The 13,000-nt window shown below is 69.5% G+C and carries 15 protein-coding genes; all 15 read left to right on the forward strand.

All coding sequences use genetic code 11. The annotated features are described in order from the left end of the window. The first annotated feature begins 1 nt into the window (after position 1). The 15 genes from IEV96_RS13215 (at position 2) to IEV96_RS13285 (ending at position 12,995) form a co-directional block, all read left to right on the forward strand. Complete coding sequence (locus IEV96_RS13215; RefSeq protein WP_229733409.1) at positions 2-1,285, forward strand: flagellar hook-length control protein FliK; 1,284 nt, start codon at positions 2-4, stop codon at positions 1,283-1,285. Between the two features lie 9 nt (positions 1,286-1,294). Then, a complete protein-coding gene (locus IEV96_RS13220) occupies positions 1,295-1,744 on the forward strand; it encodes a flagellar hook assembly protein FlgD (protein ID WP_188511023.1) in 450 nt (149 codons plus the stop codon). Between the two features lie 33 nt (positions 1,745-1,777). Beyond that, complete coding sequence (locus tag IEV96_RS13225; RefSeq protein ID WP_188511024.1) at positions 1,778-2,965, forward strand: flagellar hook protein FlgE; 1,188 nt, start codon at positions 1,778-1,780, stop codon at positions 2,963-2,965. Positions 2,966-3,076: 111 nt separating this feature from the next. Next, positions 3,077-3,394, forward strand: coding sequence for a flagellar FlbD family protein (locus IEV96_RS13230; protein ID WP_188511025.1), 318 nt, complete (start codon positions 3,077-3,079; stop codon positions 3,392-3,394). Between the two features lie 2 nt (positions 3,395-3,396). Further along, complete coding sequence (locus tag IEV96_RS13235; RefSeq protein ID WP_188511026.1) at positions 3,397-4,161, forward strand: motility protein A; 765 nt, start codon at positions 3,397-3,399, stop codon at positions 4,159-4,161. Beyond that, positions 4,158-5,000 carry an OmpA/MotB family protein gene (locus IEV96_RS13240; RefSeq protein ID WP_188511027.1) on the forward strand — a complete coding sequence of 281 codons (843 nt, stop codon included), beginning with the start codon at positions 4,158-4,160 and terminating at the stop codon, positions 4,998-5,000. Before IEV96_RS13235 ends, IEV96_RS13240 begins: the two co-directional genes overlap by 4 nt. A gap of 20 nt (positions 5,001-5,020) precedes the next feature. Continuing rightward, positions 5,021-5,929 carry a flagellar motor switch protein FliM gene (locus IEV96_RS13245; RefSeq protein ID WP_229733315.1) on the forward strand — a complete coding sequence of 303 codons (909 nt, stop codon included), beginning with the start codon at positions 5,021-5,023 and terminating at the stop codon, positions 5,927-5,929. Then, positions 5,930-6,652 (forward strand): flagellar motor switch protein FliN, encoded by a 723-nt coding sequence (fliN, locus tag IEV96_RS13250; protein WP_188511028.1) that lies wholly within the window; start codon positions 5,930-5,932, stop codon positions 6,650-6,652. Then, positions 6,653-7,117 (forward strand): FliO/MopB family protein, encoded by a 465-nt coding sequence (locus tag IEV96_RS13255; RefSeq protein WP_188511029.1) that lies wholly within the window; start codon positions 6,653-6,655, stop codon positions 7,115-7,117. A 74-nt stretch (positions 7,118-7,191) separates the two neighbouring features. Further along, the gene (gene fliP / locus IEV96_RS13260) at positions 7,192-7,956 is read left to right on the forward strand and encodes a flagellar type III secretion system pore protein FliP (RefSeq protein ID WP_188511275.1); all 765 of its coding nucleotides are present in this window, start codon (positions 7,192-7,194) and stop codon (positions 7,954-7,956) included. Further along, positions 7,956-8,231, forward strand: coding sequence for a flagellar biosynthesis protein FliQ (fliQ, locus tag IEV96_RS13265; protein WP_188511030.1), 276 nt, complete (start codon positions 7,956-7,958; stop codon positions 8,229-8,231). Before fliP ends, fliQ begins: the two co-directional genes overlap by 1 nt. A 1-nt stretch (position 8,232) precedes the next feature. Then, the gene (locus tag IEV96_RS13270) at positions 8,233-8,991 is read left to right on the forward strand and encodes a flagellar biosynthetic protein FliR (RefSeq protein ID WP_188511031.1); all 759 of its coding nucleotides are present in this window, start codon (positions 8,233-8,235) and stop codon (positions 8,989-8,991) included. Further along, positions 8,992-10,113: an EscU/YscU/HrcU family type III secretion system export apparatus switch protein gene (locus IEV96_RS13275; protein WP_188511032.1), complete on the forward strand. Its 1,122-nt coding sequence runs from the start codon at positions 8,992-8,994 to the stop codon at positions 10,111-10,113. A 1-nt stretch (position 10,114) separates the two neighbouring features. Continuing rightward, positions 10,115-12,166 carry a flagellar biosynthesis protein FlhA gene (locus IEV96_RS13280; protein ID WP_188511033.1) on the forward strand — a complete coding sequence of 684 codons (2,052 nt, stop codon included), beginning with the start codon at positions 10,115-10,117 and terminating at the stop codon, positions 12,164-12,166. Then, positions 12,141-12,995, forward strand: a complete 855-nt coding sequence (locus IEV96_RS13285; RefSeq protein ID WP_229733317.1) for a hypothetical protein — start codon at positions 12,141-12,143, stop codon at positions 12,993-12,995. The genes IEV96_RS13280 and IEV96_RS13285 overlap by 26 nt, the downstream gene beginning before the upstream one ends. Positions 12,996-13,000: the final 5 nt, after the last annotated feature.

Genomic DNA, 13,000 nt, shown 5'->3' on the forward strand with positions numbered 1-13,000 from the left:
CATGATCGGACTGTTCACACCGCCCGCAGCACCGGCGCCGACCGGCAAGCCCGGAGCGGCCGCCGCGTCCGGCGACGGATTCGGCGCGACCCTGCTCGAGGCGATCTCGGCGGCTGTCCCCGGTTCGCAGCCGGCGGCCGACCAGACGGCCACCGCCGCACCGACGGCCGACGAGGCCTTCGCCGGGCTCGCCGCCGGGCTCTTGGGCGGGACGGCAGCGCTCGAGGGCGACGTGCCGGCGGACACCGCGCCGGGCGAAGAGGCCGGCAATGAGACGGATGCCGCGGCGCCCGCCCCTCTCACCGCGACGCCCACGGCCGACGCACTCCCCTCGGCCGCGGTCGCCGCGCCCGTCTCGCCCGCGGTTCCTGCCGCTGTCCCGACCCTCACGACTCCGGTGGCGACTCCGGCACCGGATTCCGCGCCGGCCGACCCCGCCGCGGACAGCGCGGTGTCCGCGGTCGTCCCCTCCGCGGCTCCGGCAGGAGCCGCCGTCGCCCCACCGACCGTCGCCGTTCCCGCCGGGCCCGCGAACGCCGGTTCGGCCGAGCCGGCAGCGGAGCCGACCGGGCGCCCCGCGCCGGCAGGTGTCTCGGCGCCCGCGACACCGGCACCCGCCGCGCCGGCCCAGACCCCGAGCGCCGCCGCGCCGGCACCGTCCGCAGGGACGCCCGCCGCTGTCGTCTCAGCCGTCACGGCCTCGGCCGACGCCGCGTCGACCGCGGCGCCCGGCGCCGACGCGGTCGCCGCCATCCCCGTCGACGCGGCCGTGCAGCCGAAGGACGCTCCGGCGCCCGTCGTCGTCGCCGTCGCTCCCGCCGCGTCGGCCCCCGTCGCCGTGACGGGCGCCGCGGCATCCGCCCCGCCTGCCGCTCCGTCGATGCCGCTCGCCGCCCAGGTGGCCGGACCGGTCTTCACCCTCGCGGCGGCGGGCAATGGCGAGCACGTCATGACCATCGACATCGTGCCCGAGAATCTCGGCCCGATCACCGTGCGCGCCCACGTCGGCGGCGAGGGCGTGCGCGTCGAGCTGTTCGCGCCGAACGACCTCGCCCGCGAAGCGCTGCGGGCGATCCTGCCCGACATCCGCAAGGACATGGGCGGCGCCGGCCTCGGCGGCACGCTCGACCTGTCCAGCCAGAACCAGCCGACCGACCGCGGCGACGGCGGCCAGCAGCGCCGCCAGCAGCAGGGCGAGACCGCGGCGACCCTCGAACAGCAGGCGGTGGCGGCACGGCCGTGGCTGCTCACCGACCCGTCAACCACCATCGACGTGATGGCCTAAGGAGCAGCAATGAGTATCGACGCCATCACAGGAACCATCTCGGCACAGGCGGCCGCGGCCGCCGCCGCCGCGCAAGCCGCAGCCCCGAAGCAGGCCATGGACTCCGAGGTGTTCATGCACCTGCTCGTGACGCAGCTCCAGAACCAGGACCCGTCGTCGCCGATGGACACCAACGAGATGCTCGCGCAGACCACGCAGCTTGCCATGATGGAGAAGATGACGGAGCTCACCACGACGAGCACCGAGAACTTCTCGCTGCAGATGCGCATCGCCGCCTCGGCGATCATCGGCCAGAACGTCTCCTACCTCGGCGCCGACGGCAAGGCCGTCACCGGCAAGGCCGACAGCGTCTCGTTCACGAACGCCGTACCCACCGTCAGCATCGGCGGCAAGGACATCGCGCTCGACCTCATCTCCGGCATCTCCACGGTCACCCCGACCGTGCCCGCAGCTTCCTAAACCCACTCTCTCCACCAACCGAAAGGCTCACCCATGCTTCGTTCTCTCTACGCAGGTATCTCCGGTCTTCGCTCGCATCAGACCATGCTCGACGTCACCGGCAACAACATCGCCAACGTCAACACCACCGCGTTCAAGTCGTCGTCTACCCAGTTCCAGGACACGCTCTCGCAGCTCACCACCGGTGCCGCCGGTCCTCAGGACGGCGTCGGCGGAACCAACCCCGCCCAGGTCGGCCTCGGCGTGCTCGTCGCGGGCATCTCGACCAACTTCGCGCAGGGCTCGACGCAGGCCACCGGCCGCGCCACGAACCTGATGATCTCGGGCGACGGCTTCTTCGTCACCCGCCTCGGCAACCAGACCTCCTACACCCGCGCCGGCGACTTCGACTTCGACGCCGAGGGCCGCCTGGTCAGCCCCGACGGTTCGCTCGTCCAGGGCTGGGGCGCCGTCAACGGTGTGGTCACCGACGGCGGTCTCGTCGGCGACATCCAGCTGCCGCTGAAGGCGATCTCCCCCGGCGAGGTCACCACCACGGCGACCGTCGGTGGCAACGTGCCCTCCGACGCCGCGATCGGCACGGTGCTTGTGCGCGACGTCGAGGTCTTCGACGCCTCGGGCGCCTCGCGCAGCATGGCCATCACGTTCACCAAGTCGGCCGCGGGCTGGGACGTCTCGGCATCCGACCCGAACAACCCCGCCGGTGCGGCGACCGGTGCGAAGGCGCTCACCTTCGCCAACGGCGTGCAGACCTCGGCGGCCGGCCCGCTCGTGGTCGGCGGTATCTCGGTCGACCTCGGCAAGGTCAGCGGCTTCGCGGCCCTCACCACCGTCGCCGTCACCGACAAGAACGGCCTCGACGCCGGGACGCTCGAGTCGTACACACTGTCGAAGGACGGCACGCTCATCGGCTCGTTCAGCAACGGCGCCTCCCAGGCGCTCGGCCGTGTCGTGCTCGCCACGTTCGACAACCCGGGCGGCCTCGAGAAGGCCGGATCGTCGTCGTATCGCGCCACGTTCAACTCGGGGGAGGCCACGGTCGGCGCACCAGGCTCGGCCGGCTACGGCTCGCTCACGAGCGGCGCCCTCGAAATGTCGAACGTCGACCTCTCGCAGGAGTTCACCAACCTGATCGTCGCCCAGCGCGGCTTCCAGGCAAACGCCCGCATCATCACCACCTCCGACGAGGTACTGCAGGAGCTCACCAACCTCAAGCGCTAGCTTTTTCCAGCCGCAAGGATCGGCCGTCGTTTGCCTAACACCGGGTAAACGACGGCCGATAGTGCTTGGTAAGCGACCCAGGAAGGGTCGCCTCTACCGGGGATGGATTCCATGATCGTTGTCACGCGGCTTAATGACAGCCAGTTTGCGATCAATCCCGACCTCATCGAGCGCGTCCACTCGAACCCCGACACCACCCTCGTGATGGTCGACGGAGCCAAGTACATCGTCACCGAGTCGATGGAACAGGTGATCGACAAGATCGCCACCTACCGGGCGCGCGTCATCGCCCTCACCCACGAGCTCTCGCAGTCAGGCCAGCCGGCCGGCGTGCGCGCTCTCGGCCTGGTCAGCTCGATCGACCCGGCCAGCCACCCTGTCAACGACGAGGCCGACGGCGTCACCTCGATGGGCCCGAGGAAGCTGTAATCATGGATCCCGCAACCATAATCGGGCTGCTCATCGCCTTCGGCTCGCTGTTCGCGATGATCACCCTCGAGGGCGCGAACGTATCGTCCGTTCTCCTGCCGGCCCCGATCATCCTCGTCTTCGGCGCGACCATCGCGGTCGGCATCGCCGGCGGGACCATCAAAGACGCCATCTCGGCGTTCAAGGCTCTTCCCGGCGCCTTCATCGGCAAAACCTCGAAGCCGCAGGCCACGATCGACCAGCTCGTCACCCTCGCCGAGAAGGCGCGCAGCGACGGACTGCTCTCGCTCGAGCAGGAGGCCGAGAGCGTCGACGACCCGTTCCTGAAGGGCGCGCTGCAGAACGTGGCCGACGGCACCGACGGCGAAGAGCTGCGCATCCTGCTCGAAGACGAACTCGCGACGAAGGCCAAGTCGCAGCGCAACGCGGCGAAGTACTTCACCACGATGGGCGGCTACGCGCCGACGGTCGGGATCATCGGCACCGTCGTGTCGCTCACCCACGTGCTCGAGAACCTGTCTGTGCCCGAGGAGCTCGGCCACATGATCGCGGCGGCGTTCGTCGCCACCCTGTGGGGCCTGCTCTCGGCCAACTTCATCTGGCTGCCGATCGGCGCCCGTCTCCGCCGCCTCTCCGACCTCGACGTCGAGCGCATGACGCTGACCATGGAGGGTGTGCTCGCCATCCAGGCAGGCAGCCAGCCGCGGCTGCTCGGCGAGCGGCTGCGCGCCATGGTGCCCGCCGACCAACTGGCAAAAGCAGCATGAGCACGCCGCGTAAGCGCGGCGGCCTCGAAGAGGAGCACGTCGAGCACGTCGACGAACGGTGGATGGCCTCCTACATGGACATGGTCACCGTGCTCATGTGCATGTTCATCGTGCTGTTCGCCATGTCGAGCGTCGACGCCGACAAGTTCGAGAAACTCAAGAATTCGCTCGCCACCGGCTTCGGCGCGACCGAGGTCGGGTCCGTCGACACCGCGGAGGGCGTCGTCGTGCCGGCCGACAAGGTCGGCGCGGAGGGCGAACCCGTCGAGGTGCCCCTCACCGACCTCGACCTGGCCAAGGCCGAGGTCGACGAACTCGAGCAGCTCAAGGAGCAGATCCGGCTGAACCTCGCCGCCCAGTCCCTCGAGCACACGGTCGATTTCAAGATCGACGAACGTGGGCTCACCATCCGCCTCGTCGGTTCGGAGACCTTCTTCGGCTCGAACAGCACCGACCTGGCCGGTGTCGCCCCCGCCGTGCTCGACGCCGTGTCGCCCGTGCTGTCGGCGACCAGCTACCAGATCGCCGTCGAGGGGCACGCCGACAGCCGGGCGCCCGGCGCCCCGTTCCCCACCAACTGGGAGCTCTCCTCCGGCCGCGCGACGCAGGTCCTGCGCCGGCTGGTCGAGAACGGCCACGTCGGCCAGGAACGCATCGGCGCCGTCGGCTACGGCTCGGCCAGGCCCGTCGCTACCGGCGGAAGCGAGGCCGACATGGCCGCGAACCGCCGGGTCGACATCGTCGTGATCTCCGACCAACCCGAGTCCGTGCGGGCCCTCATCCCCTCGGTTCTCGAGAATTACATCAGCCCGGCGAGTAACGCCTTACCTGCGGGGTAGACCTACCGATAGTTACCTTCGTGACTGTCCAGGAACACATTGCCGTCGGCGCGCCCGCGAAGCCCGCCCCAGTCGTAGAGCTCTACGACTTCCGCCGGCCCACCACTCTCGCCCGCGAACACTCGCGCGTGCTCGAGCTCGCTTTCGAGACCTTCGCCCGCCAGTGGGGCACGCAGCTCACCGCGAGCGTGCGGATGGTGTCCCAGGTCAGCTGCGACCAGGTCGCTATGCAGACCTACGACGAATACGCCTCCGGCCTCCCGCCGATGACGGCCATGGTGCTCTGCACCCTCGGGTCCAGCGACGCGAAGGCCGTGCTGCAGCTTCCCGCCGCCTCCGTGCTCGGCTGGATCACCTACATGCTCGGCGGCAGCCGCCCGCGCGCCGTGGCCGAGCGCAAGTTCACCCAGATCGAGCAGGCGCTGGTGCGCAAGCTTTTCGACGACGCGCTCGAAGACCTCCGCTACTCGTTCGGCCCGCTCATCGTCACGCCCATCGCGGTCGACGGCATCCACTACAACTCGCAGTTCGCCCAGGCAGCCGCGACGGCCGACCTCATGATCGTGGCATCCTTCACCGTGCGCGTCGGCGATACGAGCGCCCAGGCGACCATCGCGATCCCCGCCGAGGTGTTGCTGCCGCAGCTCGGTGAGGCGAACCCCACCAGCACCGTCGCCAACGCGAAGGACCTCGTCGCCGCGCAGCTCGGCAGCGTCCCCGTCGACCTGGCCCTGCGCCTCAGCCCGGCCATGGTCACGCCGAGCCGCATTCTCGGACTCGCCGTCGGCGACGTCCTCGCGATCCCGCACCCGCAGCATCGCCCATTCGAAATCGCCGTGGACGGCCAGGTTCTGGCCCGCGGAGCGGCGGGGGCAAACGGCGCACGCCTCGCCTGCGTCATCGTCAGTACCAGCTCCGAGGAGAACTAAGTGAACCCCATCGCCCCGTCGTCCACCGTTCAGGAGGCGACCGCCGCCGCGGAGGCCCTCGTGCGCCTGCTTCCGACGACCGTCGCGCTCGCCGCGTCGCCGACAAGCGGTTCGGATGTTCCGTTCGGCCTCCAAGCGTCGGCCACCGTCGCCGCCTACGTGGGAGAGATCTCCGCCGACATCGCGCTCGTTTTGCTCGACTCGGACCAGCTCGTTTCGGCCGCGTCGCCGGACGGCGCCGCCGTCTCGGTCGCCGACGTACTGCGCCCCTCGTTCGAGGCCGCGACGAACACCCTCGGCACCGGCGTGCTCGGCACCGCCCGTGTCGATGACGCGAGCGCGCTGTTCGGCGACGCCGAGACGGTCGTATTCGCCCTCTCCAACGGCGGCGCCACCGCCGGCTGGTTCGCCATCCGCATCCGCACGAGCGGCATCCTCACCGGCGGCCGCAGCCTCGACAACGACGAGATCGTCGGCAAGCTCGGCCGCATCAACAACGTCGAGATGGCCCTCACCGTCGAGATCGGGCGCACCCGCATCTCGGTGCGGGACGTGCTCGGCCTCGAGCCCGGCGCCGTCATCGAGCTCGACCGCTCGGCCGGCGCTCCCGCCGACGTGCTGCTCAACGGCCGGCTCATCGCCCACGGCGAGATCGTCGTGATCGGCCAGGACTACGCCGTGCGCATCACCAAGATCCTCGACGTGATCGAGAGCCTCGCCTAAATGGAAACCGTGGTCGTCGCGCTACGGGTCGCACTCTCGCTCGGTGTGGTCTTCGGGCTGCTGTGGTTCATCCACCGCCGCCTGACGCGCGGGGGAAAGTTGCGCGCTGCGGCGACCCCGATCACCGTTCTGGGCAAGCAGGGCATCGGGGCCAAGGCCTCGGTCGTCGTGCTCGACGCCGACGGCATGCGTTTTGTGCTCGGCGTCACCGAGAACAACGTCACCGTGCTGCACAGCGCCGAGGCCCCGGCCGCGGCGTTCGCCGAGATCATGGCGACGACGGCGCCTGCGTCTGTCGACGCGGGCGCGCCCGTCGCAGCACCCGTCGCCAGCGCCGCGCGAAAGGCCGCGACCGACACCGACGGCCTCGTCGCCCCCGGCCGGGTGCCCGGCGCCCTCGGTGGCTCTATCCTCTCGCCCGCCACCTGGCGTCAGGCCGCCTCCGCAATCGGTCGCCTGCGGTGACCCTCCTCTCCCGCGGCGCCGTCGAGCGTCGCGCTTCGCGGATCCGCGTCGGCGTCATCGCCCTGCTCGTGGTGATGATCGCGATCGCGATCGTGCTGGTCGTCCCGACCGGCGCCCACGCCGTGGTCGAGCCCACCCCGCCGGTCGATCCGACCGCGCCGGGCGGCGACGGCCTGTCGGTCGAGATCAACGGTCCGAACGGCGCGCCCTCGTCGGCGATCGTGACCCTCGTCGGTATCACCCTGCTGTCCGTCGCCCCCGCGCTGCTGCTCATGATGACGTCGTTCACCAAGATCTTCGTGGTGCTCGCCATGGTGCGCAATGCGCTCGGCCTGCCCTCGATCCCGCCGAACCAGGTGCTCGCCGGCCTGGCCCTGTTCCTCTCGCTGTTCATCATGGCGCCGGTGCTCACCGACGTGAACGAGCTCGCCGTGCAGCCCTACCTCAACGGCGAGATCGACGTGACCCAGGCGTTCGACCTCGCATCGGGCCCGCTGCGCACGTTTATGCTCGCCAACACCCGCGAGGAAGACCTCGCCCTGCTCACCCGCGTCTCGGGCGCCGAGAACCCCGAGAGCCCCGACGACGTTCCGATGCTCACGCTCATCCCGTCGTTCATGATCTCCGAACTGCGCGCCGCGTTCATCATCGGCTTCGTCATCTTCGTGCCGTTCCTCGTGATCGACCTCGTGGTCTCGTCGGCGCTGATGTCGATGGGCATGATGATGCTCCCGCCCGTCATGATCTCGCTGCCGTTCAAGATCCTGCTGTTCGTGCTCGTCGACGGCTGGGCGCTCGTGATCACCTCGCTCGTCTCGAGCTACCAGGGCGGTGGCTGATGGATCCGAACGCGGTTCTCGACATCGGCCTGCAGGCCTGCGTCATCGGCGCCAAGCTGTGCGCGCCGGTCCTCATCGTGGCGCTCGTCGTCGGCTTCGCCATCTCGCTGCTGCAGTCGATCACGCAGATCCAGGAGGTCACGCTCTCCTTCGTGCCGAAGCTCGCGGCGGTGGCGATCGCGCTGCTCGTCTCGGGGCACTGGATGATCTCCGAGATGGTCACCTTCACCAACGACCTGTTCGCGCGCATCCCCAGCCTGCTCGGCGGGGGATGACGTGCGAATCGACCTCGACTTCGAGTGGATTGAGGCGGTGATGCTCGCCGGCGTGCGCATGGTCGCGTTCATCGTCATCGCGCCGCCGTTCTCGTCCAACGCGTTCCCGCTGCGCATCAAGGGCATGCTCGCGCTCGGACTCGCGATCGCCGTCGCCCCGGTCGTGACCCCCGGCTACGTCTCACCCGACACCGGCACCTACGTCGTCGCCCTCGTGCTCGAGCTCGTTGTCGGCGCCGTGCTCGGCTTCCTCGTGATGATCGTCTTCTCGGCCATCCAGTCGGCCGGCAACCTCATCGACCTGTTCGGCGGGTTCACCCTCGCCCAGGGCTTCGATCCCCAGCTGCAGGTGAACGGCGCGCAGTTCACCCGCCTGTTCCAGATGACCGCGCTCGCTTTGATGTTCGCGTCGGGCGGCTACCAGCTGGTTATCGGCGGCCTCGCGGGCACCTTCACCGCTATCCCGATCGGCGGCGGCCTCGACCTCGCCGTCCCGGTCGAGGCCATCACCATGGCAACGGGCCAGATGCTCATGTCGGCCCTGCAGATCGCCGGCCCCATGATCGTGGTTCTTTTTCTCGCGGATGCCGGACTCGGTCTCCTCACCCGCGTAGCCCCGGCGCTCAACGCGTTCGCCCTCGGATTCCCGATCAAGATCCTGCTCACCCTGCTGCTGGTACCCCTGCTCTTCGTCGCGCTGCCGGAAATCGTGAACTCCGTCACCAAGACCGCCGTCGGCGAGCTCGCGGGGGTGAGGTAGATGTCGAACGACTCCGGTGAAAAGACCGAGCTGGCCACCCAGAAGCGCATGAAAGAGGTGCGCGAGAAGGGCCAGCTCGCCCGCTCGCAAGACCTCACCGCGTGGGTGGGTGTCGGCGCCGTCGCCGTCATGATCCCGATGACGATCAGCGCCGGAACCGGCGCGACGATGGATCAGCTGTTCACCGTGGCATCCGTCGTCCGCAATCCCGACCCCGAACTCGCCGTCCAGGCACTCGGTGCCGGTATGGAATCGATCATGGCCATCCTCACGCCGATGGTGGTCGCGGTCGTCGTCGCGGTGCTCGCCGCGGCCGCGATCCAGGGCGGCATCCACTTCAAGAAGTTCAACGGCAAGTTCGAGCAGTTCAACCTCATCAAGGGACTCGGCACGACCTTCGGCGCGCAGGCCCTGTGGAACGGCGTGAAGGCGCTGCTCAAGACGGCGGTCGTCACGCTGGTGCTGGTGATGGTGATCCAGGGGCTCATGCCGGTGCTGATGACGGCGGGCGGCCTGCCGATCTCCGAGCTCATCGGCGCCGCGACGGGCGGGACCGAGGCGCTCATCCGCTCCGCCGTGATCGCCGGGCTCGTGCTCGCCGCGGCCGACGTGTTCGTGGTGATGCGCCGCAACCGCAAGAAGACGCGCATGTCGAAAAAAGAAGTGACCGACGAGAACAAAAGCTCCGAGGGCGACCCGCTGATCAAGTCGCAGCGTCGCGCGCGGCAGCTGGCTATGAGCCGCAACCGCATGATGAGCGCGGTCGCCGACGCCGACGTCGTGATGGTCAACCCCACCCACTTCGCAGTGGCCCTCAAGTACGAGCCGGGCAAGTCGGCACCGCGCGTCGTCGCGAAGGGCGCGGGCGAGGTCGCGGCGCGCATCCGCGAGAGGGCCGAGGAAGACCGGGTGCCGATCGTGCGCGACATCCCGCTCACCCGCGCGCTGCACAAGGCGTGCGAACTCGGCCAGGAGATCCCGGTCGAGCTCTACACCGCGGTCGCCCAGGTGCTGGCGTTCGTGATGGCGCTCAAGGCCCGAGGGGCCGCGCAGGGCGTGCACACCATGAGAGAGCCCACGCTCCCCGCCGAACCATCCCCACTGACCACCGGAGGAAACTGACGTGAACCGCAACCTCGCGAAACTCGCCGTTCCGATCGGCGTCGTGGGCATCGTCCTGCTGCTGGTCGTGCCCGTGCCGGCCGGCGTGCTCGACTTCCTGCTGATCATCAGCATCATGCTCTCGCTCGTCACGCTGCTCACGGCCATGTTCGTGCAGAAGCCGCTCGACTTCTCCGTGTTCCCCTCGCTGCTGCTGGTCGCGACCCTGTTCCGGCTCGGTCTCAACGTGGCATCCACCCGTCTCGTGTTGGGCGACGGCTTCGCCGGCGAGGTGATCGCGGCGTTCGGCCACGTCGCCGTCGGCGGCTCGATCATCATCGGCGCCGTCATCTTCCTCATCCTCGTGGTCATCCAGTTCGTGGTGGTCACCAAGGGCGCCGAGCGCGTGGCCGAGGTCGGGGCGCGGTTCACCCTCGACGCCATGCCCGGCAAGCAGATGGCCATCGACGCCGACCTCAACGCCGGGCTCATCACCGACGACCAGGCCCGCGCCCGGCGCGCCGAAGTCTCGGCCGAGGCCGACTTCTACGGCGCCATGGACGGTGCCTCGAAGTTCGTCAAGGGCGACGCGATCGCCGGCATCATCATCATCATCATCAACCTCGTGGGCGGCATCGCGATCGGCATGCTGCAGCGCGGAATGGAGATCGGCGACGCGCTCAACACCTACGCGCTGCTGACCATCGGCGACGGACTGGTCACCCAGATCCCCGCCCTGCTCATGGCCGTCGCGACCGGCATCATCGTCACCCGCTCGAACGCCGAGAGCGACCTCGGCAGTTCGGCCTCCACCCAGCTCACCCAGTCGCGCAATGCGCTCATGATCGCGGGAGGCGCGGCGGTGGGCATGGCCTTCATCCCCGGCATGCCGCTCATCCCGTTCGTGCTGGTCGGCGCCGCACTGTTCTTCATCGCCTACCGGGTGAAGGTCAACAAGGCCGCCGACCTCAAGCAACTCGAGGACGCGCAGACCGACGAGGCCAATGTCACGACGCCGATCACCACCGAGGGGCTCATCGAGCAGATGCGCGTGCACGCCCTCGAGATCCTGCTCTCCTCCGACCTGGTCGACATAGTGTCGGATGCCTCGGACGATCTCCTGGCGCGCGTGCGGGCCCTGCGGCGCAAGATCGCGATGGACCTCGGTGTGGTCGTCCCACCGGTGCGCACCCGCGACAGCGTGGAACTGCCGAGCTCGACCTACGTCATCCGCATCGCCGGCGTGGAGGCGGGCCGCGGTGTCGCCCCGCAGGGCAAGGTGCTGGCCCTCGGGGACGCGCTCGACAGCCTGCCCGGCCAGGCCACGGTCGACCCCGTGTTCGGCCTCAGCGGCAAGTGGGTGCCCGCCGAGATGCGTCACAGCGCGGAGATGCTCGGCGCCACGGTGATCGACCGCGTCTCGGTTGTCGTGACGCACCTCTCGTCCATCATCAGCGCCAACGCCGCCCGCCTGCTCACCCGGGAAGACGTGCGGGTGCTCACCGAGGGTGTGAAGCAGGTCAACCCGGCCGCGGTCGACGAGCTCGTGCCGTCGCTGCTCAGCCTCGCCGAGGTGCAGCGGGTGCTGCAGGGGCTGCTGCACGAGCAGATCCCCATCAACGACCTGCCGCGCATCTACGAGTCGCTCTCGCTGCGCGCCAAGGTGTCGAACGACCCCGAGGGGCTCATCGAGGCCGCCCGCACCGCGCTCGGCCCGGCGCTCGCCGCGAACTACATCGAGGCCGGCACGTTGCGCGTCATCATGATCGACCCGCTGCTCGAGCAGTCGATGCTCGAGGGGCTGCGGCCGTCCGAGGCCGGCACCCAGATCCTGCTGGCCCAGCAGTCGCTCGAGGCCGTACTGGACTCGCTGCGCGACTCGGTCGCCAAGCTCGAGGCCGCCGGCCAGTCGGCGGTCCTGGTCTGCGCCCCGGCCCTGCGCCCCGCGATCCGGCGCCTCGTCTCCGCGCAGTCGGGCGGCCTGCCCGTGCTCTCCTACCAGGAGGTCACCGCCGCCAACGTGAACATCGAAACAGTGGGGGTCGTGCGTGTCACCGAGTCGATATCACGTTGAGGCCGACTCGGTCGCGGATCTGAACGCCCGCATTCTCGACCAGTACGGTCCGGATGCCGCCGTGGTCGCCACGACCGTGACCACGACCGGCGGACTGCAGGGCTTCTTCGCCACACGCAAGTTCCACGCCACGGTGGAACTCGCCGACGGCACGGCCACCGACGCCCACTCCTTCGACCTGCCGGCGAGGGCGGGAATCGCGGCGCTGCTCGACCGCGCCGACGACTTCGACGAGGTGGCGCCCGCCGCCGAACCGTCGTGGAACGTCTCGACCTCCACGCCAGGGTTCGCGGCGATCCTCGCCGACCTGACGTTGAACACCGCCCAGCCGACACCCGCCATCGCGCCGCCCGCCCCGCCGAGCCCGCTGCCGCTGCGCGGCGCCGGCGACCTCGTGGTGTTCATCGGCCTGGGCGACGACGCGCTCGCGGTGGCGAAGACGGTCGCCGCGGGGATGGGCGCATCCGTTCTGCGCATCGGCGGGACCATCGAGCGTCCCGAGATCCCGCGCATCGACGACCGGCGCGGAGCCATCGCGGCCCGTGCCGAGGGCGTGCGCCTCGGCGAAGGAGTCGTGATGGCCTTCGGCCTGCCGCGCCGCGGACCGACGGCCGGATCGGTGACCGATCTCGAGAGCCTGCACGCCGACCAGTTCTGGGTCGCCGTCGACGCCGGCCGCAAGCCGGAGGACACCGTGCGCTGGGTGCGCGCGGTCGCCAATGTCGTGCCGCTCACCGCGGTGATGAGCTGGTCCCCCGACGAGACATCCACCCCTCATTCGGTCGCGCAACTCGGGCTGCCCGTCGGTTGGGTCGAGACCGGTTGGTAGGCTGA

The sequence above is a fragment of the Conyzicola nivalis genome, assembly GCF_014639655.1.
GTDB lineage: Bacteria > Actinomycetota > Actinomycetes > Actinomycetales > Microbacteriaceae > Conyzicola > Conyzicola nivalis.